The sequence below is a fragment of the Rhizobium mesosinicum genome (assembly GCF_019511345.1).
GTDB classification, from domain to species: domain Bacteria; phylum Pseudomonadota; class Alphaproteobacteria; order Rhizobiales; family Rhizobiaceae; genus Rhizobium; species Rhizobium mesosinicum.
On sequence record NZ_JAEUAK010000002.1, the window covers coordinates 183,718 to 207,038 of the forward strand.

The following is a 23,321-nucleotide window of genomic DNA, read 5'->3' on the forward strand; positions in this document are numbered from 1 at the left end:
CTATCAGCCGCGGAAGAGCGACAGGATGTTCTGCGAAGAGGAGTTGGCGATCGAGAGCGACTGGATCGCAAGCTGCTGCTGCGTCTGCAGGGCAGAGAGCTTGGAGGACTCTTCTTCCATGTTGGCGTCGACGAGACGGCCGACACCGGAGTCGATGGAGTCGCTGAGGGCGCTGACGAAGTCGTCCTGCATGTTGATGCGGGTGGTGATCGAGCCGAGCTTTGCACCGGCAGAGGTCATGGCCTTGAGGGCATTTTCGACGTTGGTCAAAGCGAGACCGAGGTCAGTCAGGGAGAGGTTGGTGATGTCGAGCGAGTAGACCGAGCCGACAGAACCGACGCTGGACCCCAGGATGCCCGTGGAGGTTTCGATCGCACCGCCGCTCATGCCGAACAGAACGTTGCCGGTCGAAGTGTTCGACAAGACGTAGTCGGTCATCTTGACGGAAACGCCGTTCGAACCGTCGCGAACGAAGGAGGAAACGACGCTCTTCGTGCCGTTGGCGCCAGCAACCCAGTTTTCACCGGAGAAGGAAGCCGACTGGGCGATGCTTACCAGCTGGTCCTGCAGCTGGTCGATTTCTTCCTGAACCTTCTTCTTGTCGACGCCGTTTTCGGTCGCGGCAACGATCTTCGCCTTGATTTCGCCGACCAAGTCGATGGCGCTATCCATGGCGGTGTAGGCGGTGTCAACCTTGGCAGCGCCGAGGCCGAGAGCGTCGGAAACAGCCGAAAGGGCCTTGTTGTCCGAACGCATGGTCGTTGCGATCGACCAGTAAGCGGCGTTGTCGGAAGCCTTGCCGATGCGATAACCGGAGGAAACGTGGTTCTGCGTGGTGTTGAGGCCCTGGTTGATGCCACGCAGCGTCTGGAGAGCGGCCATTGCAGCGTTATTGGTGTTGATGCTCGTCATAGTTTGCTTGCCCCTTTTGGCAGATGTTAGGAAGGGACATTCCGGATTCTGGCCGGCCCACAGCGATCAGCATCATGCCTGTTAACCATTCTCGTTAAGGTTAACTCGCCGTTTCGATGGGCCTAGAAAACAGCAAGATGGTTAAGGAAGACTAAATTCAAAAACGAAATTGCGTAAAAATATCTGATACTTAGAAGCGTTTCCGTTAACCTTATATTAAAATATTCGAGGCCGGGAGTTACCCGGCCTCGACGTTTTTCGCGATGTGGCTGACCCGCTCTTAGCGGAAGAGCGACAGAATGTTCTGCGAAGAGGAGTTGGCGATCGAGAGCGACTGGATCGCAAGCTGCTGCTGCGTCTGCAGGGCAGAGAGCTTGGAGGACTCTTCTTCCATGTTGGCGTCGACGAGACGGCCGATACCGGAGTCGAGGGACTTGCTCAAGGCGTTGACGAAATCGTCCTGCATCGTGATGCGGGTGGAGATCGAACCGAGCTTTGCACCGGCAGAGGTCATGGCCTTGAGGGCATTTTCGACGTTGGTCAAAGCGAGACCGAGGTCAGTCAGGGAGAGGTTGGTGATGTCGAGCGAGTAGACCGAGCCGACAGAACCGACGCTGGACCCCAGGATGCCCGTGGAGGTTTCGATCGCACCGCCGCTCATGCCGAACAGAACGTTGCCGGTCGAAGTGTTCGACAAGACGTAGTCGGTCATCTTGACGGAAACGCCGTTCGAACCGTCGCGAACGAAGGAGGAAACGACGCTCTTCGTGCCGTTGGCGCCAGCAACCCAGTTTTCACCGGAGAAGGAAGCCGACTGGGCGATGCTTACCAGCTGGTCCTGCAGCTGGTCGATTTCTTCCTGAACCTTCTTCTTGTCGACGCCGTTTTCGGTCGCGGCAACGATCTTCGCCTTGATTTCGCCGACGACGTCGATGGCGCTATCCATGGCGGTGTAGGCGGTGTCAACCTTGGCAGCGCCGAGGCCGAGGGCGTCGGAAACAGCGCCGAGAGCCTTGTTGTCCGAACGCATGGTCGTTGCGATCGACCAGTAAGCGGCGTTGTCGGCAGCCTTGCCAACGCGGTAACCCGTGGAAACGTGGTTCTGCGTGGTGTTGAGGCCCTGGTTGACGTTACGCAGCGTCTGGAGAGCTGCCATTGCGGAATTGTTCGTGTTAATGCTCGTCATAACTGTGTCCCCTAGAAAACTAGATACAAAAAAGGAGGACATACCGGACTATAAATACCGGCGATGACGGACCAGCTTCATGCCACTCGGTGCCTTGTATTTCCTGGCCCAAACCCGTCATGTCCCGGGCAATCTCGCAGCCAATACTTGCCAACTTCTTAAAAGCGGGGCTCTCTGCCAAGCGCTTCAATTCCATGGTTAATGTTGCTTGAATCCGCCTTCGATGCGGCTTGATCGAAGCAGCATCCGGCGGCACCTGTTTCAAGCAAGCTTCGAATGCCAGTGTGGCAGAAGCCGGGATAGTATCGTTGGGCAACCTGCATTCCGCGGGTGGCCTGATTGCGCTCCCGCCAACCACCATTTCATGCCGGAACATTTCCTCACGGAGTTAGGTTTTGAACAGCAAAGTTTCGTTCTCCGCGGCATCCCGGGACTATCAGGCCGGCCGCTATACACAGTCCCTGGCGACGCTCAACCAGCTCATCGATACCCAGAAGGACGCCAAGACCTACGCTCTCCTGGCCAAGAACCTTTTGCAGCTGGGCTTCAAGACCGATGCAGCGAAGGCCTATGGGCTGGCGGCCGATTGCGCCGGGCAAGGCGCATACGAATTCCTGAAGACCGCCGCAAAAATTCACCTTGAGGCCGGCAACGAGGACGAAGCGCTGCTGATCGCCATGCGCAATCTCAACAAGGCGCAGGAAGATCCGGAACTCGCATTCATTATCGCGTCGATCTATCTGCGCCGGCAGAGGCGCGATCTGTTGCGCCCCTTCAAGAAGGTCCTGTCCGAGAGCCAGAACCCGGAGCATGCACGCTTGGCCGCACTGCTGCTCAACGACGACCTCATGGACGAGACCAACCAGACGCTCGCCCGCAACCTCTTCCGGCGCTATCCGGGCAATCTCGCCTTCCGCTTCCTCTATCTCGTCTGCGTGCGTGAATTCAACGAATTCGACGAGGCGAACAAACATCAGGCGCCTATCGACGCCGCACTCGCCAAGAACGACATCGATATCCTGAGGAAGGATAATCCTTTCTATCACCTACACTGGTGCGGCAACGAGAATTATAATCGTTACGCCACCATCGGCACGAAGCCGCTCGACCCGGCGCGCGTGGCCCACCGGCGGGGGCTGCCGCATACATGGTCTGACAAGATCCGTATCGGTTACATGTCCTCGGACTTCTGGGACGCCCATGCCACGATGAAGCTTCTGCAGCGCGTCCTCGAGCTTCATGATCGCAACCGTTTCGAGATTACGCTCTTCGACCACACGCAGCCCGAATATCTCGAGAAGAACAAGACCGACCGCAGCCGTTGGGGCAAGATCGTCGATGTCTACGGTTTGCCCGACGAAGCGATCCTGAAGGCCGTCCGCGCCGAAAATATCGACATCATGGTCGACCTCAAGGGTCATACGTCGGGAAGCCGCGCCTTGTCCTTCAATCTGCCGCTGGCACCAATCCACGTCGCCTGGCTGGGTTTTCCCGGCAGCACGCTCAATGTCGACCTGGACTATGTGATCGGCGACCACTCGGTATTGCCTGACGTGGCCAAGCCGTTTTACCACGAAAAATTTCTGCGCATGCCGGAAAGCTATCAGCCGAACGACCCGGCCAACCGTCCGCAGCCGCAGCCTGTCACGCGCGAGCAGCTCGGCCTGCCAGAAAATGCCTTCATATTCGCATCCTTCAACGGCAACCGTAAGATCACCTCTCAGGTAGTCGACAGCTGGTCCCGGATCCTAAAGCGTGCACCCGATAGCGTGCTCTGGCTGATGGCAAACACGGCCCGCAACAAGGAAAATCTGCTCGAGCGCTTCCAGGCTGGTGGTATCTCGCCGAAGCGCATCATCTTCTGCCCGCGTGCGCCTTATGAACAGCATATCAGCCGTCAGCAGGCGGCCGACCTCGGTATCGATACCTTCCCCGTCAACGGTCACACCACCACCTCGGAACAGCTCTGGGGCGGACTGCCGGTGTTGACGATGAAGGGTACCAACTTCGCTTCGCGCGTCAGCGAAAGCCTGCTCAGGGCAATCGATCTGCCGGAGCTCGTCGCCAAAGATCTCCAGGCTTACGAAGATCTGGCCGTCGAGCTCGCGCTCAACCCCGAACGGGTTGCCGGCTACAAGAAACATCTGCAGGAGAAGCGTTACATCGCGCCGCTCTTCGACGCCGAGCGCTTCTGCCATCACCTCGAACATGGCTACGAGCTGATGATTGCGCGCGCCAAGCAGGGCCTCGGCCCCGATCACATCGACGTTCCGGCGCTGCCGCCGCGCACTGAACCCTTCGGTTCGAATGGCTAAGGCTGATCAGGCGCGTTCAGCAACATGAAACCCGCCGGAGCGATCCGGCGGGTTTCATGTTTGCGACAGAAGGAAATATGCGACGGCACCGCCTCTTCGCCGTCAGCTGAAGGAGCGCACGAGGCTGCCGACCAGAAGGTTCCAGCCGTCGATCAGCACGAAGAAGAGGATCTTGAACGGCAGCGAGATCGAGGTCGGCGGCAGCATCATCATACCCATGGCCATGGTGATCGTGGCAACGATCAGGTCGATGACGAGGAATGGCAGAACGATGAGGAAGCCGATTTCGAAGCCGCGCCGGATTTCCGAAATCATGAAGGCCGGAAGCAAGATGCGGTAGTCGATAGGCTCGGTCGTCTGGATGTTCTGGCCACGCTCGCGGGCCAAGTCGGCAAAAAGGGCCAGATCCTTGTCGCGTGTATTGGCCGACATGAACGTGCGGAACGGCTCGGCAATCCGCTGGACCGCAGTCGCCTCGTCGATCTGGTTGGCAAGCAGCGGCTGAACGCCATCCTGCCAGGCCCGGTCGAAGGTTGGCGACATGACATAGAAGGTCATGAACAGCGAGAGCGAGAGAAGGATCATGTTCGAGGGGGTCGAAGAGAGACCCATGCCGGAACGCAAGATCGAAAAGGCAATGATGAAGCGCGGGAAGCTCGTCACCATGATGAGGATGCCCGGTGCGACCGAAAGCACGGTCAAAAGGCCGAATGTCCTGATGATCCAGGCGGCGACGGAGCCGTCGACCGGGATGTTCAACAGGTCAGTCGGCAGCTGCTGAGCCACCGCCAGTTCCGGCACCGCCATCATGGCGGCAAGGAAGACTATGAGTCGAATCATTCGATGACAAAGGTCCTGAACATGACCTTCGATACGCGCCCTTGAGAGCGAAGGTCAACACGTTCCTGGATGTCATCCTTGAGATATTGAAAGCCGCGCGGTCCTTCGATCTGCTGAAGGGAAATAGTCCTGACATAAGCGAGGATATCCTGATGAATATCCTCCGCGACCTTGACATCCGGAGGCCCGTTAAACATCAGCGCCACCTCGAGTCGGATCCAGTTTTCCGAGGGATAAGCGAGGTTCGAGGTCACCGGGTCGAGCAGCACGATATTGTTGGCTTCGTTCGCGATTTTCGGAAGGCCGCCCTCGGCCTTCTTCTTGGCCTCGGCCTCTTTCGCCTGTTCGGCCTCCGCGGCGCTGCGGATAGCCGGGGACACCATGTTGCCCACCGTCCAGCCGCCGCCGGCACCGACGAGCGTCAGCACGGCGAGACCGATGATCGTCATCACCATGCCGCCAGACTTCTTTTTGCCTTCGCCTGTTTCGTTGTCTGCCATCTTGGTTCAGCCTCAAAGCGGCGAGAAGAGATCGATGGCCTGCTGGCCGCGCGGCGGCTGCTGCACTTCCATCAGGCGGCCGCGGCCACCATAGGAAATGCGGGCTTCGGCGATCTTGTCGTAGGAGATCTGGTTGTCGGAATTGACATCCTGCGGACGCACGATGCCGGCGACGTTGAGGATACGCAGTTCCTGGTTCAGGCGAACTTCCTGTGAGCCGCTGATGACCAGGTTGCCGTTTTCGAGAATGCCTGTCACGACCGCGGCGACCAGAAGATTAAGCTTGTCGGTGCGCTCGATCTTGCCCTTGCCATCAGTGCTCGTGTCGGAACCGTAGGTCAGATCCGTCTTGGACTGTGGCGTCCAACCGAAGATCTGGGCGTTGACATCCCAGGCCATGCCACTCGAATTCTTGCGGCTGCGGTTAGTCTCGTTGTCGAAGGAACCCTTGTCGTTGATCTGGATATCGACGGTCAGAATGTCGCCGACATTGAGCGCACGCGCGTCCTTGAAGAGCGCGGCCTGCGAATCGCTCCACAACGAATAGCCCTGGGCCACCGCGCGCGGCTGCTTCGGATAGAGCCCCATCTGCGGCGTCTGGCCGTAGGCGAGACCGCTGCCGATCGGACTCATGGCAGGCGCGCGGCCGATCTCGTTGACTGCCGTGGACTGGCAGCCGGCAAGGAGAGCGACGGCGGCGATCACAGCCGGTAAACGCTTATTCATGAAGGATCCTTCGAGGTATTGGGATCAGACGCACTTGCGATGATGCTGGCGATGCTGGCAGCCTTGGTGGAATCCATCTCGTTCAGGATCAGGCTGGACTGGCGCGGCCCGAGCCGCATGATGACGGCCGCGGCCAGTTCGGGCCTGACGTCCTGAAGCTGCAGGGCCGCCGCGTCCGGCTTCATCTTCTTGTAGATATCCGTCAGGCCGGCCTCGGCCTGCTTGAGAAAATCATCACGTCGCTTTAGCCAGTCCTGGTATTCGGCCTTCCGCTTGTCCATCTCGGCAACGCGGCTGTCGATATCGGCGCGCAGTTTCTCAAGCTCCTGTTTTTGCAGGAGATAGCGCTGATCGCGCGCCGGATCGGCGATATTCGTGCAGAACTGCTTGACCTCGTCCGTCGAAGTGATGTCGCCTGCCGGCGCCATTTCCTGCGCGAAGGCGCCGGGAATGGACAGCAGCACGATGCCTGCAGCCGGCAATGCCAGCCGGCGCAACAGTTCGATGATCGGGTTCTCGTTCGTGATCTTGATCATTGCAGCACAAGCTCCGCTTGCAGGGCGCCTGCAGATTTGATGCCCTGGAGAATGGCGATGATGCCATCCGGTTTGACGCCGATATTATTGAGACCCGCAACGAGAGTGCGCAGGTCAGGACCGTCGATGATCGCAACGCGTCCACCTGTTTTCTGCGCCTGGATATCCGTCTGCGGCTGGACCGCTGTCTCACCGCGCGAGAACGGCTCAGGCTGGATGATCTGCGGCGTTTCGGTTACCTGCACGGTCAATGTGCCGTAGCTGACGGCGACGGGCGAGACGCGAACGTCCGAGCCGATGACAATCGTGCCGGTGCGTTCGTTGATGACGACCTTGGCCGGAGTGTCGGTCTCGACAACGAGGTTTTCGATATCCGCCATCAGACGTGTAAGATCGGCCTCGCGCGGCTTCTCGATGATGACTTCCTGCGAATCCTTGGCTTCCGCCACCGGACCGCCGAAGCGCGCCTTGGCGTAGCCGTTGACGATATCAGCAATGCGGATCGCGGTGGAGAAATCCGGGTTGCGGAGTTGCAGGACGAGGTTGACCGAATCCTTGAAGCGGGACGGCAACTCGCGCTCGATGATGGCGCCACCCGGCACACGGCCAGCCGTTGTCACACCCTCCGTCACGGTCGCGGCCTGTCCTTGAGCCTGAAAGCCAGTGACGACGGCGGCGCCCTGGGCGACGGCGTAAATCTGGCCATCAGCGCCCGATAGCGAAGTCATGACCAGCGTGCCGCCGCGCAGCGAGGTCGCGTCACCGAGCGAGCTGACTGTCACGTCGATTCGGCTGCCGGGGCTTGCGAAGGGCGGCAGGGTGGCGGTGACCATGACGGCTGCCGTATTCTTGGCGTTCGACTGGCTACCCTGCGTCGAGATGCCGAGGTTCTGCAGCATCGCGCGCATGGACTGCTCGGTGAAAGGCGAAGCACGGAAACCGTCACCCGTTCCCTGCAGGCCGACGATAAGGCCGTAGCCGATGAGCTGGTTGTCGCGGCCGGCCTGAAGCGAGGCAATGTCTTTGATGCGGGACGTCAGCGCCCATGCAGGCGCGACATCGGTCAGGCTCATCGCCAGAACCGCAACCAGGCTCAGGATACGAAAGAAGAACTTCATTTTGCCCTCACATGGACCGTACCGTCGGCGAGCACGGTGCCGCTGACGATGACGCCGGAATCCATATTGCGTGCACGGATCATCTGGCCGGTCGCACCATCTTCGAGAGGCGAGCCGGCAGCGGAAATGGTCATCTGGCCAAGCTGGAAGACCAGGCGGATGTTGGATCCGCGCGTGACCGTGTAAGGCTCACGCAGGGCGGAGACCGAAATCGTCCGGCCCGGAAGGAGCGTGCGCTTGGAAACCAGCCCCTCGACCTGGGAGATCGATTTTGCATAGTCTCCGGCGAGGTTGGGATTGGTGACCTCGACTTCCTGAAGCTGAGCGCTCGAGATCGTGTCGCCGGGATAGATGATCGTCGTCGGGACGACGGCATAGCCCATGCCGGCATCCGCTGCTGCCGGCATGACCATGCCGGCGATTGCGATCGTGGCCGCAGCCACCCATCCTTGGATGTGTCCTGCCCGGCGAAACATCATGTTCGGCCCTTCCCTCTTACTTCAGGTTCTTGCTGACGATGGATGCCATTTCATCAGCTGTCGTGATCACCTTGGAATTCATTTCATAAGCACGCTGGGCCGAGATCAGCTCGGTGATTTCCTTGACCGGATCGACGTTCGAGGATTCCAGGTAACCCTGCTTGAGGTAACCCATGTTGTCTTCGCCGGGATTGCCGACGACTGCATCGCCCGATGCCGGCGTTTCCTGGAAGAGGTTGTCGCCGATCGGCTGCAGGCCTGCCTCATTGACGAAGTCGGCGAGCGTGATCTGGCCGAGCGTCGTCGGATCGGTCTGGCCAGGCAGCTTGGCGGTGACTTCGCCGGAGCGGCTGATCGTCAGTTCGGTCGACCCCTGCGGGATGGTGATCCCCGGGATGACTTCATAACCGTCGATGGTGACGAGCTGGCCCTGGTCATTCTTGTTGAGCGCGCCGGCGCGGCTATAGAGCGTCGTGCCATCGGTCGACTGGATCTGAAAGAAGCCCTTGCCGACGATAGCGACGTCGAGGTCGTTGCCGGTCTGGGTCAGTTCGCCTTGCAGATGCAGATTGCGCACGGCCGAGGTCTGGACGCCGAGACCGATGTTGGCGCCTTCTGGAACGACAGCCTGGTTGGCGCGGTTGGCGACACCCTTGGCGCGTTCAGTCTGGTAGAGAAGGTCGGTGAACTCGGCGCGGGCGCGCTTGAAACCGGTCGTATTGATATTCGCGATATTGTTCGCGATGACTTCCAGATTGGTCTGCTGGGCATCCATGCCCGTTGCTGCAATGGCGAGCGCTCTCATGTGTTCGTCCTCAAATCAGTTACATCTGCATCTTGGTGACTTCGAGGAAGGCCGAGACGACCTTGTCGCGAATGGCGATTGCAGTCTGGAGCGTCTGCTCCGCCTGCAGCATGGAATCGACGACTTCGCGCGTGGAAGCCGTGCCCTTGATGCCGGCAAAGGACATGTTTTCCGCGCCCTTCAGGCTGCTGACTGCTTCGCTCGCCATATTGCCCATGACGGAGGCGAAGCTCAGGCCGTTGGATACGCCGGCCGCGGCTGAAGACGTCGCGGTCGAAGAAGAGGCGGAATTTTCGGTATCGATGGCGCCAAGGGCACGGGTCATCGAGAGATTGCTGACATTCTGTACGCTGCTGATCATTATTGTCCGCTCTTCAGGAGATCGATCGTCGAGGAAATAAGGTCGCGGGTCTGCTTGATCGTCTGCAGATTGGCGTCATACGAGCGATTGGCTTCGCGCATGTCGGCCATCTCGATCAGGATGTTGACGTTCGGCATCTTGACGATGCCCTTCTCGTCCGCAGCCGGATTGCTCGGATCGTATTCTTTGGTGAAATCGCCTTCATCGACGCCGATCTTCTTGACGTTGACCGTCTCGACACCGCTGGCACGATCCAGCTGCTGACCGAAGGTGATGGTTTTGCGGCGATAGGGTTCGGCACCGGGCGTGTCGCCGGTCGAGCGGGCGTTGGCGATGTTTTCCGAGACGATGCGCAGGCGTGTCGACTGCGATTCGAGCCCGGAACCTGCGATTTTCATTGCTGCTGAAAGCGGATCCATGCGACTACTTCCTTACCGTCATCAACATCATTCGATGAAAGGAACTGACCAGCGAGGTGTTCAGGTCGTACTGGCGCTTGATCTCGCCCGATTTGGAGAGCTCTTCAGCCACACCGACGGTGTTGCCGGATTCCTGCACGCCGATTTCCTGATCGAGTGCTGCCTCTTTCACATCGATGTCGCCGCTCGTGCTGAAATCATTGCCGCTCAAATGCATTGGATTGGTGCGCGCCATGGTGACGTCCGACTGGTCGAGCACTGCCTGAAAAGGCGTCACGTCCTTCGCACGGAACTTCGGCGTGTTTGCATTCGCGATGTTGCCGGCAACAACCTCCTGACGAATCGTCAGCCATTCCGCCTGCTTTGACGCCAAGTCGAAAAGTTGAATCGGTTGCATGAGAACTCTCCGTTTTTACTAGCCGAACCCTAGGGCGGTAATCTTGCGTGGGACTTACGGTAAATGCAGGCCTCACAAGCCATTCTTCGGGGTTACTTGCAGACACTGACCAACCGCCGCCCGGCCGTTCTCCGACTGAGCCTCGCAGCGATTCGTCTTTTTGTCTGAACTAGTTGTTCTGGTAGATTTCGCCTTTGGAGGTAACGATCACCCATTTGCCGTCGCGCTGTTCCAATGTGGCAAGGCGGCTTTCGTCAGGCAGGATCGATCCGACGCGCACGACATACATGCCCGAAGGATCTTCGATGAGCGCACGGCCGTTGGCCACATGTAGCAGGCGGAAAGAGCCCTTGCCCGGGAAAGGCTGATCCTCCATCGAAGCGTCGCCGTTGCGCTCCTTGCCGAGTTCGGAAACCGTTGCCGTCGTCATATTGTCGATCGGCGGGACTTTCTTGCCTTCATCGTTCTTGTTGACCATGGCGAGTGGTGAAACGCTGAAGACGTTGCGCGCCGGCCAGTTCGGCAATTCACGAGAGGCATTGCTATCGGCAACGCTGATGCCGAACTTGTCCGCGTTGAAGAAGACGTACCAGGGGAAGAAGGCGGAGGCGCCGGCGAGTGCCAGACCCAAGAAGGTCAACGCGCGATCGAGCAGCACCCCTTTGTTGCGCTCTTTCAGGGCGACGATCCGTTCGTCTTCGAAATCGGCCATGATCAGGCCCTCCTTTGAATGGGCGCACTCGGAGTGGGTACGCCGGCGGCGGCCTTGAGAGCTCCGGCAAGATCCGCGAAGGCATCAAGCGATTCTCGGTCTCCCGGAGACTGTTTCAGGACGTCGTAGATGATCGGCACCTGCTTGACGGCCATGTCGAGATCGGGATCAGCGCCCGGACGGTAGCCGCCGATAAGGCGCAGGTCGCGCGTTTCCTCAAAGCGGTGAATCAACACCTTGAGGCGCGAAACCAGTTTCTCCTGGTCCGGAGTCCAGGCTTTGCGGGCAAGGCGCGAGATGGATGCGAGCGGATCAATCGGCGGGTAGCGCCCCTCTTCCGCCAGGCTTCGCTGCAGGACGATGTGGCCATCCAGAATACCACGCGTGGAGTCGGCGATCGGATCGTTATGATTGTCGCCATCGACGAGGATGGAGATGATCGCGGTGATGGTGCCCGCGCCTTCCGGACCGGGGCCGGCGCGCTCCAGAAGACGCGGCAGCTCGGTGAAGACGGACGCCGGATAGCCGCGGGCAATCGGCGGCTCCCCCGAAGCGGTCGCCACTTCGCGGATTGCGTGGGCAAAACGCGTAACACTGTCGACGATGAAGAGAACGTTTTCGCCCTTGTCGCGAAAGTGCTCGGCGATCGTCACGGCCGTCAGCGGCGCCATTTTGCGCAGCATCGGGCTTTCGTCACTGGTGGCGACGACGGCAATCGCCTTCTTCATGTCGCTGCCGAGCGTATCCTCGATGAATTCGCGGACTTCGCGACCGCGTTCGCCGACCAGAGCGATCACCACCTTGTCGAAGGCGTCGGCGCGCGCCAGCATCGACAGCAGCGTCGACTTGCCGACACCCGAGCCGGCAAAAATGCCGAGACGCTGGCCAAGGCAGAGCGGCGAGAAAATGTCGATCGCACGCACGCCGGTTTTGAACCCGCTCTCGACGCGCTGGCGCATCATCGAAGGCGGCGCGGTGTTCGAGATCGAGCGGCGATCCAGGCCTTCGGCGATCGGACCGAGACCGTCGATCGGCTCGCAGAGGGAATTGATGGTGCGACCGCACCAGCTATCCGACGGAGAGATGCGGAATGCACCTTTGCGGATGACGATGTCATGGATGCCGATCGGCTCGCCCGGTTCGATCGGGCAGACGTAAACCAGATCCGGCTCCACCCTGACCACTTCGCCAAGATGGATACCTGTCGCCGATTTATGCGCCACAAACTCGCCAAGCCGGACATGCCGGGAAAGGCCGCGGACGGTATAGTGGCCGGCGGCGATGGTGTGCACGCGACCGCCATGGGTCACAGAGAATTCCGGCGAGGCGTAGCGTTTTGCGAGATCGCCGAGATGTGTGAGCTTCGGCGAGAGCGCGTCCTCGGTCAACAGGGTGACGTTCATGCTTTGCACCTTGTCTTAGCGGCTGCCGCCCAGCGTCTGAACCGCCTCCTTGAACGAGTCTTCGCTGTCACGCATCAGCGACGATACGCTTTCGAAGGCACGATTCACCTCGATGAGCTGCGTCATCTCGTGCATTGCATTGACGTTGGAATTTTCGAGATAGCCCTGCTCGACACCGACGTTGAAGCGGTCGACGACCGCGCGCGGCGGCTCGGTCGTCATGATGCCGCTGTTTTCGTAGCGCAGGTAGCCCTTGCTGATATCAGCTTCGAAGAGGCCGAGTGAACCGACTTGGCGGTCATTCTGATAAATGATGCCGTCGGTGCCGACCTTAGGCTCGCCGCCGGCGGTGTTGAGTACGATCGGCGCACCGCCTGCATCGAGAACCGGATAGCCTCGGATGGAAACCAGCTCGCCGGTATCGCGCATCGTGAAGCGGCCGTCCCTCGTCAGAACGCGGCCGGCGGGCGTATCGAGAGAGAACCAGGCATCGCCCTTGACGGCAAAATCGAGCATGTTGCCGGTGTGCTGCAATTCGCCATTGGTGCCGTTCAGGTAGTCATTGCCCTGAGAGACGAAGGCAACCTTGGTGTTCGTCTTGTTCTGGTTGTTCGCCATCATTTCATCGAACTTTACCTCAGTGCCGCGAAAACCGGTCGTATTCACGTTGGCCATGTTGTCGGCGATCGTCGTCAGGCGCTTTTCGAGGGCCATTTGCGACGACAGGGAAACGTAAAGACCGGATTGCATGTCGGTAAGCTCCACATTGGCGATAAATGGGACGAAACACGTGACACCTTTTCGTTTGGCCACGGGGTTCCGCTGAGCGGCATCTCAGACATGGGCGCATAGGCCCACTCGTCACGTTCAATATGAAGGCAAATGCTTGCGCGAAGCTGGCAGCGCAAATGAGTGCGCAGAAGCCGCTTTCATCAGCCTCACGCAAGGCACAAACCCTATCCGTCGCAAAGAAAAGCAACGTTCGGATTGGGCTGACGATGAATATTATTATCGGATTTGTAGTTGTCTGCGGCTGTATCGTCGGTAGCTTTATGGCGATGGGCGGCGAAGTCGATGCTCTTTTTCAGCCCTTCGAATTCCTGATCATCGGCGGCGCAGGCATCGGCAGCTTCATCATGGCGAACCCAATGAAGGTGGTGAAGGATTCCGGCAAGGCGCTCGGCGAGGCCTTCAAGCACTCCGTTCCCAAGGAGCGCAACTACCTCGATACGCTCGGCGTGCTCTATTCGCTGATGCGCGACCTGCGTACGAAATCGCGCAACGAAATCGAAGCGCATATCGACAATCCGGCCGAATCGACGATCTTCCAGCAGGCTCCGACGGTTCTGAAGAACAAGGAACTGACGGCCTTCATCTGCGACTACGTGCGCCTGATCATCATCGGCAATGCCCGCTCCCACGAGATCGAGGCGCTGATGGACGAAGAAATCAACACCATCCTTCATGACAAGATGAAGCCCTACCACGCGATCCAGATCATGGGCGATTCGTTCCCCGCCATCGGCATCGTCGCGGCGGTCCTCGGCGTCATCAAGGCCATGGCGCATATCAACGACTCGCCGGAAGTGCTCGGCCACCTCATCGGTTCGGCACTCGTCGGCACATTCCTCGGCATTCTGCTTTCCTACTGCGTCTGCTCCCCCCTGGTCTCCCAGATCAAGGTCGTCCGCTCCAAGCAGCACCGCCTCTACGTCGTCGTCAAGCAGACCCTGCTTGCCTACATGAACGGCTCGGTGCCGCAGGTCGCCCTCGAATATGGACGCAAGACGATCTCGGCATATGAGCGCCCGTCGATCGACGCAGTGGAACAGGAAATGATGAACCCAGGCGGCGAAAACAAGGCAGCTTAAATGACTATGAGCAATGCTTCGCATGACAACCAGACAATGGATCCCGTCCTCCTTGCCAAACTGACCGGCGGTCTCGGCGACAGGGGCAGGGTTGCCAAGCTCTGCAGTTCCTTCGGCGATATCTACAGCGAATTCCTTCCCGACGTGCTGAAAAGCGAAACCGGCCTCGACGTGACCGTCGGCTATCTCGGCTGCGAGATCGGCTACAAGAATCATCTGATCGACGATCTCAGCACCAACATGACGCTGGTCGATGCGACGCTGCGCAATTGGTCTCAGAACATCACCATCGGCTGTGGCAACGGTTTCATCATCACCCTGATGGAACATCTGCTTGGCGCTGCCGCCGAGACGATCGAGGAGCCGGCCGACCGGCTTCTCTCCGTTATCGAACTCGACCTCGCCTGCATGGTGTTCGACAAGATTTCGAAGGTGCTGCGTTCGGCCGTCAACGCGCCGGGCGGATTCGAGCCGAGCTTGTCGGCTCCCTTCGCTCTTGAGGCACGCATCCGTCCGCCGGAAGATCGCCCGGATGAATTCGCGGCAGCCATCAACATGTCGATCACACTTGCCGGGATCGTTTCCGAATTCAGCCTGATCGTCCCCCAGGCGGCGCTGCTCAAGACCAAGGTCTCAGCTCCGAAGCCGAAGAAGCAGCTAAGCAAGTCGCCGGAGTGGACGGAGCAGATCGGCGACCAGGTTCGCCGGTCGCAGGTGACCCTCGAAGCCAAGATCCGTCTGCAGGATCTGACGCTCAGGACGATTTCCAAACTGATGGCCGGCGACGTCATTCCTTTCCGCGACAGCGGCGATGTACGCGTCGAAGTCAGCGCCAACAGCCGAGAATTGTATGTGTGCGAGTTCGGGCGTTCAGGCGAGAACTACATGGTGCGCGTGAAAGACACCATGAACTCGGATGACGAGCTGATCCGACATTTAATGAATTAATCGGTTCCCTCGCTTTCAGCGCCGGAAAGGCAGTTTGAGGCAAGTTTCAACTGGAATAGTGATTTCATGGCTACGAAGAAGACACAGCAGAACAGTGACCTCTCCCTGGACATGCCGGGCAATGAAGCCGATCTGGATCAGGCTATCGACGATCTGCGCGGCGTGCTGAAGAAAGATTCGGACGGCGATTTTCCCCAGTTCGGTGATGACCTGCAGAATGACGCTTTCGCGGCAGGAACGGACCTTTCGCCGTTCGGTGGCGATGCCGGCGAAACGGCCTTCGGCGACGCCGATTTCGCAGGCAGCGATTTCGGAGGCGGCGATTTCGGTGGAAATGCTGCGAGCATGGGTGGCGCAGGCGCTCCCGGCCTTAGCGACGCACCAAGCTTCGGCGGCAACTCCTTCCAGTCTGCTCCCGCACCGCTCGGCAGCGCACTGAACTCGAACTTCGACCTGATCATGGACATACCTATCGATGTCCAGATCGTCCTCGGAACGAGCCGCATGCAGGTTTCCGGCCTGATGAACCTCACCGAGGGTGCCACAATCGCGCTCGACAAGAAAATCGGCGAGCCGGTCGAAATAATGGTGAACGGCCGCAAGATTGCACGCGGCGAGATTACGGTTCTTGATAACGACGACACGCGATTCGGTGTAAAACTGACAGAAGTTTTGAGCACGAAAAAAGCCTGATCCCTGTGCGGGACGGAGAGGTTAGACCATGATGGACTTTGACGATTTCGGCGGCGCACTTGCCGGGAAACCGTTGACCCAGGCTGAAAAGGCGGCGGCAGTTCTCCTCGCTATGGGGAAGGGGGTCGCCGGCCGGCTGCTGAAATATTTTACGCAGGCCGAATTGCAGACCATTATCGCATCTGCCCAGGCGCTTCGCGCCATCCCGCCGGACGAGCTTCTCCAGCTCGTCGGCGAATTCGAAGATCTCTTCACCGAAGGCGCCGGTCTGATGGACAACGCCAAGGCGATCGAAGCCATCCTCGAGGAAGGACTGACGCCTGACGAAGTCGACAGCCTGCTCGGCCGCCGCACCGCCTTCCAGGCCTACGAGACGTCAATCTGGGATCGTCTCGCCGAGGCGGAACCGGCCTTCGTCGCTCAGTTCCTGCTGCGCGAACATCCTCAGACGGTTGCTTATATCCTGTCCATGATGCCTTCGTCCTTCGGCGCGAAGGTACTGCTGCAGCTTCCCGACAACCGCCGCGCCGACATCATGAACCGCACGGTCAACATGAAGGGCGTCAGCCCCAAGGCCGCGCAGATCATCGAAAACCAGGTGATGACGCTGCTTGCCGAGGTCGACGCGGAACGCAATGCGTCGGGCTCCGCCAAGGTCGCCGACCTGATGAACGAAATGGACAAGCCGCAGGTAGACACGCTGCTCACCTCGCTCGAATCGATCAGCCGCGAAGCGGTCAACAAGGTTCGTCCGAAGATCTTCCTCTTCGAAGATCTCATGTTCATGCCGCAGCGCAGCCGCGTCATGCTGCTCAACGATATTTCGTCCGACGTTCTCACCGTCGCGCTACGTGGCGCATCGGCCGAAATCCGCGAAGCGGTGCTTTCCTCCATCAGTCCGCGCCAACGCCGCATGATCGAATCGGATCTTCAGAGCGGTATGGCCGGGGTCAATCCGCGCGAGATCGCGATTGCGCGGCGCGCCGTTGCGCAGGAAGCGATTCGCCTGGCCAATGCCGGCCAGATCGAGCTCAAGGAAAAGGAAGGCGACCCGGCTGCCGCTTGAGCTATCGCAGTTGTTGACAAAACCCCTCGCTCACAAGGCGGCGGTTGATCGGCAGCACGCACAAGACTACCCTTCTGGCAAATGGGCCGCGCTGCAGTCGCGGCCCTTTTCTTTGACGGAGGGCCGCACACTTGGCCGATGAAGACAAGGACAGCAAAACAGAAGCCCCTACCGCGAAGAAGCGGTCGGATGCTGCCGAAAAAGGCAATACCCCCCACTCGCGTGAAATCGCAATCTTCACGACGATTCTGGCGACCTTCATCTATCTCGTCTTCTTCCTTCCGAGCGCAACGTCGCACATGGCCGAAACCCTGCGTGACATCTTCGAGCAGCCAGATCAGTGGAATATCGAGACAGGGCCTGACGTCATCTCGCTCTTTGCGAAGCTTGGCTGGGCCGTGGCTGCGCTTCTGGCCCCTGCCTTCATCATGTTCATGGTGTTCGGTATTGCCTCGTCCGTCTTTCAAAACCTGCCGACACCGGTTCTCGAACGCATCCGTCCGCAGGCCTCGCGTATTTCACCGATCAAGGGATGGTCGCGGCTCTTCAGCCTTCAGGGACTCGTGGAATTCGGTAAATCGCTGTTCAAGGTCGTCGTCGTCGGAGTGATTCTTTTCTTCGTCCTCAGAAGCGAATATTTCGGCTCCATCGATGCGATGTTCTCCGACCCGCAGACGATCATGGTTCGCATGATGGCGGCGATGCGCAAGATCATCATCGTCATGCTGATCGCCACCGCGATCGTTGCGATCGCCGACGTCTTTTGGACGCGTCATCATTGGTTCACCGAACTGAAGATGACGAAGCACGAGGTGAAAGAGGAAAATAAGCAGTCGCAGGGCGACCCATTCGTCAAGAGCAGGCAGCGCTCCGTCATGCGTGACCGCGCCCGCCGGCGTATGATCTCCGGTGTCCAGCGCGCCACGCTCGTGATCGCCAACCCGACCCACTATGCCGTGGCGCTGCGTTACGTACGCGAGGAAAACGATGCGCCTGTCGTCCTTGCCAAGGGCCAGGACCTTATTGCGTTGAAAATCAGAGAGATCGCTGAAGAAAACAACATCCCGGTGTTCGAGGATCCACCTCTCGCACGCTCCATGTTTGCGCAAGTCTCGGTGGATAGTGTCATACCGTCAGTCTTCTATAAGGCCGTCGCGGAACTCATTCATCGGGTTTACGCCGCGGAGGCCAAGAACAAACGGGTAAGATAAGTCGAATGAAAAAATGCCCCTACTCTGCCCAGCGTGAGAAAATCCTTGCAGAAGCGATCAGCCCGGTCGCAACCGAGCTCAGGCTTCTGGACGCATCCGATCTCATTTCTCTGCTGCGTTTCGAGTATTACGGCAATCTCGCCGACCTCGTCGCTTCCGCAGCGGAACTGTTTTTTCATCCCGGCACCGTCAATTTCGGTTTGGGGGGAAATTACACGCTGGAATGGGGCGGCAAGCCCGAAGTTGTGCTCGACCTCGAAATCAAGCCGCGCGGCGTGACCGTCTATGCCCAGCTGACGCTGGCCGAAGACCATGCAGGCATCGAGATCAACCATATTTCCTTCCAGAACGCCTCCAGCGATCCGGACGCAAACACGGCTTTTCTGCAAAGGAGCCTGCACGACGCGCGCTATATCGTGGCAAAGCCACAGGCGCTCGCCGGCTAGAGCGCACCGATCCACACTTTGCGCGACATGCTTAAAGCATCATCCACTCGGGTGTATGGCCCGGCCCGCAGGCGCCGGGCCTTGCTGTCTCAGCTGATGTAGCCGAGGCGGATCGCTTTTGCGATCGCCTGGATACGGTTGACGGAATCGAGCTTGATGGTCGCCGAGCCAAGATAGGCGTTCACCGTGTGGACGGACAGGCCGAGCTTGTCGGCTATTTCTTCACTGATCCGGCCGTCGCCGGCAAGCTGAAGACAGGCGATCTCACGTTCACTCAGTGCTTCGGTCGCCGCCGCCCGCCGCTCATCGAGCGACAGCAGGTCGATCATGACATTGCAGCACCGGCCGTGCAGCTCGATAATCGTATCGCTCAGGGGATCCAGATCGTCGCCGGTGAGGACCACGAAGCCGTTGCCGATAGCGCCGAGGCGCACGGGAAAGGCAAGACCGGAGAAAGGCACCATGCCGTCCTTCAGCCTCACCATGAAAGGTGAGAAGTCGGCAGGACCGGGAGCTGTACGGTCATGGCTGCCGGCCCAGAACAACGGCAGCAGCGAGCGATCGATGTGGTCGAGCAAAGCCTCGCCGTAGGCATCGATGAAGGCCTTGCCGAAGCCGGCATTTGCGGGAGTCCAGTTCTCCAGTTCGCAGATCAGTCGCTGCTTTGCCGGCACGCCGGAGCCGCTGACGCGAAAGACGGCGAAGCCCTGTGCATCAGCTAGCTTCTGCATGGCAATAAGGCGTGGAAAAAGGTCAGACCGGCTGGAAATCCTGTTCACACGCACCATGCGCATCTGGTCCGTGCCGCCTATCACCCTGCCTGGTTGATGCCCCATAATTCCCCTCAAACGAGATTGTTGCGAACGGCGAAGGCTATCGCCTCGGAACGCGTCTTCGTTGCAGTTTTCCGCATCACGCTGGTAATGTAGTTATTAATGGTATTTCTGGAGATGCCGAGGATCATTGCGATCTCGTCGCTTGTCTTGCCTTCCGCAATCCAGAAGAGACATTCCAGCTCCCGGTCAGTCAGTTCGAAATCGCGATCGACCTTCGTGCCCCCGCACCGAAGGAAGCTTGCGAAATAGCCTGCAAGGAGGCCCACGTCTCGGAGACGCTCAGGCGAAAGAACGAAGCCTTCTCTGAACAGGAACATCAGGACCAGACGAGAGCGGCCGACATTCAAAGTCAGCGAGCAATATTGCCGGCTCGCTCCGTGCGGGACATCGGCGCTCTCGGGCAGGAGCGCGAAGCCCGGCTGGAGCACCTGCATGCACTTCTCGAATTCGGTCGAGCGCGCATAACCGGCGACTAGGTCATTGGCAACCTCCTTCACCAGATCGAAGGGCCAATCGGACGAAACGATAAAGTCCAGACCACTTTCCTGGATGAGGTCGCAGCGCGCCATCAGATAGTGCATGGCGCCGACGTACTCGGTCAGCGCCCGCAAACCAGCCTGCAATTTGCCGGCTTCGGCGATGACGCGAAGGCGATCGATCAGTTCGTCGCGCGGCAAAAGATCCGGCACATTGGCGCCGACGAAATTCGCCATCTGCTTATTCGCCTGAAATATGTCCATATCCATTGGCGGTGACCTGCGGCTGAGAAACTGTCGGTTCTCGCAAAGAAGTTATTCTGTGAAAGGGATACAAATACATGCCGACACGAATCCCATTTCGAATCACTCAAGGGTAAGCCAACTACCGTAAATCACCATCTCCGACTTCTGGGGATTTACTTTGGCGGCCTCCCATGCGGTGATTCGATCACCGCTCCACTCTCGCGACGATATACAGCTAGGATGATTCTGGCATTGGCCGCAACGATCCTCGCCCTATGCGCGAGTGATGCCGAGCGGAATTATCGGCCTGAATGACGCAATTATCACAGTTCTGGCCAAGCAAGTGCAGCGTGCCCAGCGAAGCGAGTTTTAAACGCGCAAGAAAGCAACGCTTATTATTATACAGGAGCCATTATTATCCGCCCGCCTTAGTACGAGACTTGAACCCCATCGAACGCCGTCGTCCCGCGGCCTGATATCTCTGTATCCGCATTTCCAGCAATCGAATAACCGGCTCCTTACGAGCCGGTTATTCGATTGCTGGTATTGTTTACTGAGCCATGTATCCACAGATGAGAAAGAAAAAGGCCGGTTTCCCGGCCTTTTCATCATGCTGCTTCGTCGATGGCCCATTTCCTGAGGATCTTCGCGGCGCGCTCCTCATTGATCTCCACCATGCGGGCGAGCTTGCGTTCCGGGCCTTCCTTGACGCGGCGGTTGAAGTTGCCGTCGTCGTCGCCGAGACTGAGCAGATCCTCGGTGCTGTCGAAGCCGAAGTCGGAGCCGAAGCCATCCATGAGCGCGCCGCCTGCGGCAGCGCCAGCCGGTGCGAAGTCGGGTAGTTCCAGGCCAGCCGATTCCGGAGTGGCATCGCCGAAGACTGCGGCGGATGAACCCGAGCCGCTGACAGTGCGGACGAGAGGACGCACGCCCAGCCAGACCACCACGAAGGCGACCGCGACGAAGGCCAGTGAGTTGATGATGCCGGCAAGATTGCGGCTCAGCATGTCCATGACATGAACGCCGTTGTTGGCATCGTCGAGAAGCTGGTTCTCAAGGAAGTCCATTGCGGTGACGGTGACGACGTCGCCGCGGTTGGTATCGAGGCCGGCAGCAGAGGCGACGATGTTTTTCATCTCTGCGAGATAGGCGTCGATCTTGGCCTGATCTGCTGGTTCGCCCACCATCTTGGCGATGCGGCCCTTGTTGACGACGACGGCCACCGAAAGTTTTTCGACCCGGTAGCTGTTGCGCGTCGTGGCCGTCGTCTTGCTGTTGATTTCGTAGTTGGTCTGTTCTTCGCGTTTGTCGGACTTGTCCTGCGATTGCGGACCGTTGGCGCCGCCGGCATCGGGTGCCGCCTGCGGAATGTTCTGCTCGACCGTCGTGGCGTTGTCGGCCTGGTTCTGCTGCGACTGCTGGGCTTCCTTCGTGGAGCGGACCGAGCGCTCGACCTTGGATTCCGGGTCGTAGGTGGTTTCCTGGATCTGCTGGGCGTCGGTATTGAGATTGGCCGTTACGCTGGAGCGGAAGTTGTCCATGCCGAGGAAGGGGGCGAGCGCCTTGTCGATGTTCGATTCGACTTCCTGCTGGACGTTCTGGACGATATTGAGCGAGCGGGTCAGCGTACCGTTTGCGGCATCATCGCCGGAGGCGAGAAGCTGGCCGGCGGAATCCAGGATCGTCACGTCGGCGACATCAAGCCCCGGCACGGCCGAGGCGACGAGGTGGCGGATCGAAGTGGCGGCATTTCGCCCCGTCGCGGCACTGGCGCGAATCATGACGGATGCCGTCGGCTTCTGTTCGGCCTTGCGGAAATTGCCGACCTCAGGCATGACGATGTGGACACGTGCGGCGGTGATGCCTGAGATCGATTGAATGGTGCGGGCGATTTCACCTTCGAGGGCGCGGACGCGGGTCACTTCCTGCATGAAGGAGGTGAGGCCGAGCGAACCGACGTTGTCGAACAGCTCGTAGCCGGCATTGGCGCTGTTGGGCAGGCCGCGCTCGGCAAGCAGCAGGCGGGCTTTGCCTGTCATGCCGGCAGGGACGGTGATGCTGGAACCGTCCGCTCCGACCTGAAAATCGACATTGCTTTCGGCAAGCGCCATGCTGATCTGGTTGAGATCGGTCGTCTCCAAGCCGACATAAAGCGTTTCCTGAGCCGGTTTGTTGACGAAAATTGCGGCCGCCAGGATGATTGCGATGGAAGCGGCGCCGACCCCACCAAGGATCATCAAACGCGTCCGCCCAAGGGAACCAAAGTTCTTAAAGATCTGAACTAATTGATTTAACAGATTCATTCTGTTCTCGCACGATCCGCCAAAGACAAAGCAGGCTTATTGCCTCATTTGACGAATAGACGCCGAAACTTGTGCGAGAGTTTCGTTCAGCGCATGCTGGAATGAATTGCGGTATCAGAAGAAATCGAAGTCTCCGGCGGCCTTGCTGAGCGGCTGGGAGTGGCCATGACGGGTTCCGCCGGCGAGTGCTTTCTGCATTTCGGCAAGTTTGACGAGGCTCAGTGCGGTGGCGACATCGATCGACCAGCTCTGCGGAATTTCACCGGTGATGGTGTCGATGAATTCGGCCAGCCCGCGCGATTTCTGCACGGCGAGATCGATGCCCTGCATCACCTTCATGCTGTCAGGGGAATTCAGGATTTGCGGGCCGCCCAGTTCGATCAACTGGGGTTCGATCCGTTCCATCAGGTAGGCAACGTCGTGAAGCTCGGAGACAATGCGCATCAATATGTCGCTCAGCGCCTCGACCGGCGTCGGCGGCTCGATGATGGGTGTAAAAGTCATATGAAAATCCTC

The 23,321-nt window shown here is 59.0% G+C and carries 26 protein-coding genes; 7 read left to right on the plus strand and 19 right to left on the minus strand.

Going from position 1 to position 23,321, the window contains the following annotated elements; genetic code table 11:
- Positions 1 to 3: 3 nt before the first annotated feature.
- Positions 4 to 912 (minus strand): flagellin N-terminal helical domain-containing protein, encoded by a 909-nt coding sequence (locus JNB85_RS04845; protein WP_220333262.1) that lies wholly within the window; start codon positions 910 to 912, stop codon positions 4 to 6.
- A gap of 280 nt (positions 913 to 1,192) precedes the next feature.
- Positions 1,193 to 2,098 carry a flagellin N-terminal helical domain-containing protein gene (locus JNB85_RS04850; RefSeq protein WP_220333263.1) on the minus strand — a complete coding sequence of 302 codons (906 nt, stop codon included), beginning with the start codon at positions 2,096 to 2,098 and terminating at the stop codon, positions 1,193 to 1,195.
- 395 nt (positions 2,099 to 2,493) lie between these two features.
- Here JNB85_RS04850 and JNB85_RS04855 point away from each other — a divergent pair, with 395 nt between their 5' ends.
- Positions 2,494 to 4,413, plus strand: coding sequence for an O-linked N-acetylglucosamine transferase, SPINDLY family protein (locus JNB85_RS04855; protein WP_220333264.1), 1,920 nt, complete (start codon positions 2,494 to 2,496; stop codon positions 4,411 to 4,413).
- Positions 4,414 to 4,515: 102 nt separating this feature from the next.
- Here JNB85_RS04855 and fliP read toward each other — a convergent pair whose 3' ends face one another.
- The 13 genes from fliP to flgF all read right to left on the minus strand — a co-directional run bounded on the left by fliP (position 4,516) and on the right by flgF (position 13,459).
- A complete protein-coding gene (gene fliP / locus JNB85_RS04860; RefSeq protein ID WP_183748970.1) occupies positions 4,516 to 5,253 on the minus strand; it encodes a flagellar type III secretion system pore protein FliP in 738 nt (245 codons plus the stop codon).
- Positions 5,250 to 5,753 carry a flagellar basal body-associated FliL family protein gene (locus JNB85_RS04865; protein ID WP_220333265.1) on the minus strand — a complete coding sequence of 168 codons (504 nt, stop codon included), beginning with the start codon at positions 5,751 to 5,753 and terminating at the stop codon, positions 5,250 to 5,252. Before JNB85_RS04865 ends, fliP begins: the two co-directional genes overlap by 4 nt.
- A gap of 12 nt (positions 5,754 to 5,765) precedes the next feature.
- On the minus strand, positions 5,766 to 6,479 hold the full coding sequence (gene flgH / locus JNB85_RS04870; protein ID WP_183728573.1) for a flagellar basal body L-ring protein FlgH: 714 nt from the start codon (positions 6,477 to 6,479) through the stop codon (positions 5,766 to 5,768).
- Positions 6,476 to 7,015 carry a MotE family protein gene (locus JNB85_RS04875; protein WP_220333266.1) on the minus strand — a complete coding sequence of 180 codons (540 nt, stop codon included), beginning with the start codon at positions 7,013 to 7,015 and terminating at the stop codon, positions 6,476 to 6,478. Before JNB85_RS04875 ends, flgH begins: the two co-directional genes overlap by 4 nt.
- Positions 7,012 to 8,133, minus strand: a complete 1,122-nt coding sequence (locus JNB85_RS04880; RefSeq protein WP_220333267.1) for a flagellar basal body P-ring protein FlgI — start codon at positions 8,131 to 8,133, stop codon at positions 7,012 to 7,014. The genes JNB85_RS04875 and JNB85_RS04880 overlap by 4 nt, the downstream gene beginning before the upstream one ends.
- A complete protein-coding gene (flgA, locus tag JNB85_RS04885; RefSeq protein WP_220333268.1) occupies positions 8,130 to 8,612 on the minus strand; it encodes a flagellar basal body P-ring formation chaperone FlgA in 483 nt (160 codons plus the stop codon). The genes JNB85_RS04880 and flgA overlap by 4 nt, the downstream gene beginning before the upstream one ends.
- A 16-nt stretch (positions 8,613 to 8,628) precedes the next feature.
- Positions 8,629 to 9,417 carry a flagellar basal-body rod protein FlgG gene (flgG, locus tag JNB85_RS04890; protein ID WP_183748964.1) on the minus strand — a complete coding sequence of 263 codons (789 nt, stop codon included), beginning with the start codon at positions 9,415 to 9,417 and terminating at the stop codon, positions 8,629 to 8,631.
- A gap of 19 nt (positions 9,418 to 9,436) precedes the next feature.
- Positions 9,437 to 9,778, minus strand: coding sequence for a flagellar hook-basal body complex protein FliE (fliE, locus tag JNB85_RS04895; RefSeq protein WP_220333269.1), 342 nt, complete (start codon positions 9,776 to 9,778; stop codon positions 9,437 to 9,439).
- Entirely contained in the window at positions 9,778 to 10,197 is a 420-nt protein-coding gene (gene flgC / locus JNB85_RS04900) for a flagellar basal body rod protein FlgC (RefSeq protein ID WP_183748962.1), read from the minus strand. Before flgC ends, fliE begins: the two co-directional genes overlap by 1 nt.
- Positions 10,198 to 10,201: 4 nt before the next feature.
- Positions 10,202 to 10,594: a flagellar basal body rod protein FlgB gene (flgB, locus tag JNB85_RS04905; RefSeq protein ID WP_220333270.1), complete on the minus strand. Its 393-nt coding sequence runs from the start codon at positions 10,592 to 10,594 to the stop codon at positions 10,202 to 10,204.
- A gap of 169 nt (positions 10,595 to 10,763) precedes the next feature.
- Positions 10,764 to 11,306 (minus strand): flagellar protein, encoded by a 543-nt coding sequence (locus tag JNB85_RS04910; protein ID WP_220333271.1) that lies wholly within the window; start codon positions 11,304 to 11,306, stop codon positions 10,764 to 10,766.
- Positions 11,307 to 11,308: 2 nt separating this feature from the next.
- The gene (gene fliI, locus JNB85_RS04915; protein ID WP_220333272.1) at positions 11,309 to 12,709 is read right to left on the minus strand and encodes a flagellar protein export ATPase FliI; all 1,401 of its coding nucleotides are present in this window, start codon (positions 12,707 to 12,709) and stop codon (positions 11,309 to 11,311) included.
- Between the two features lie 15 nt (positions 12,710 to 12,724).
- Positions 12,725 to 13,459, minus strand: coding sequence for a flagellar basal-body rod protein FlgF (gene flgF, locus JNB85_RS04920; protein ID WP_183748959.1), 735 nt, complete (start codon positions 13,457 to 13,459; stop codon positions 12,725 to 12,727).
- 248 nt (positions 13,460 to 13,707) lie between these two features.
- Between flgF and motA the strand changes: the two genes are divergently transcribed.
- From motA to JNB85_RS04950, 6 genes are all read left to right on the plus strand, one after another.
- Positions 13,708 to 14,580, plus strand: coding sequence for a flagellar motor stator protein MotA (gene motA, locus JNB85_RS04925; RefSeq protein ID WP_112566777.1), 873 nt, complete (start codon positions 13,708 to 13,710; stop codon positions 14,578 to 14,580).
- A complete protein-coding gene (locus JNB85_RS04930; protein WP_220333273.1) occupies positions 14,581 to 15,528 on the plus strand; it encodes a FliM/FliN family flagellar motor switch protein in 948 nt (315 codons plus the stop codon).
- A 66-nt stretch (positions 15,529 to 15,594) separates the two neighbouring features.
- Positions 15,595 to 16,221, plus strand: a complete 627-nt coding sequence (gene fliN, locus JNB85_RS04935) for a flagellar motor switch protein FliN (RefSeq protein WP_220333274.1) — start codon at positions 15,595 to 15,597, stop codon at positions 16,219 to 16,221.
- A 28-nt stretch (positions 16,222 to 16,249) separates the two neighbouring features.
- On the plus strand, positions 16,250 to 17,287 hold the full coding sequence (gene fliG, locus JNB85_RS04940; protein WP_220333275.1) for a flagellar motor switch protein FliG: 1,038 nt from the start codon (positions 16,250 to 16,252) through the stop codon (positions 17,285 to 17,287).
- Between the two features lie 131 nt (positions 17,288 to 17,418).
- The gene (gene flhB, locus JNB85_RS04945) at positions 17,419 to 18,498 is read left to right on the plus strand and encodes a flagellar biosynthesis protein FlhB (protein ID WP_220333276.1); all 1,080 of its coding nucleotides are present in this window, start codon (positions 17,419 to 17,421) and stop codon (positions 18,496 to 18,498) included.
- A gap of 5 nt (positions 18,499 to 18,503) precedes the next feature.
- Positions 18,504 to 18,944 (plus strand): hypothetical protein, encoded by a 441-nt coding sequence (locus JNB85_RS04950; RefSeq protein ID WP_183748953.1) that lies wholly within the window; start codon positions 18,504 to 18,506, stop codon positions 18,942 to 18,944.
- Positions 18,945 to 19,033: 89 nt separating this feature from the next.
- On the opposite strand, the gene visR is transcribed toward JNB85_RS04950, so the two are convergent.
- The 4 genes from visR to cheT all read right to left on the minus strand — a co-directional run bounded on the left by visR (position 19,034) and on the right by cheT (position 23,309).
- The gene (gene visR, locus JNB85_RS04955; protein ID WP_220333277.1) at positions 19,034 to 19,780 is read right to left on the minus strand and encodes a transcriptional regulator VisR; all 747 of its coding nucleotides are present in this window, start codon (positions 19,778 to 19,780) and stop codon (positions 19,034 to 19,036) included.
- 8 nt (positions 19,781 to 19,788) lie between these two features.
- Positions 19,789 to 20,526 (minus strand): transcriptional regulator VisN, encoded by a 738-nt coding sequence (visN, locus tag JNB85_RS04960; protein WP_220333278.1) that lies wholly within the window; start codon positions 20,524 to 20,526, stop codon positions 19,789 to 19,791.
- 584 nt (positions 20,527 to 21,110) lie between these two features.
- Entirely contained in the window at positions 21,111 to 22,805 is a 1,695-nt protein-coding gene (gene fliF, locus JNB85_RS04965; protein WP_220333279.1) for a flagellar basal-body MS-ring/collar protein FliF, read from the minus strand.
- 114 nt (positions 22,806 to 22,919) lie between these two features.
- Positions 22,920 to 23,309, minus strand: coding sequence for a chemotaxis protein CheT (cheT, locus tag JNB85_RS04970; protein ID WP_220333280.1), 390 nt, complete (start codon positions 23,307 to 23,309; stop codon positions 22,920 to 22,922).
- Positions 23,310 to 23,321 lie beyond the last annotated feature (12 nt).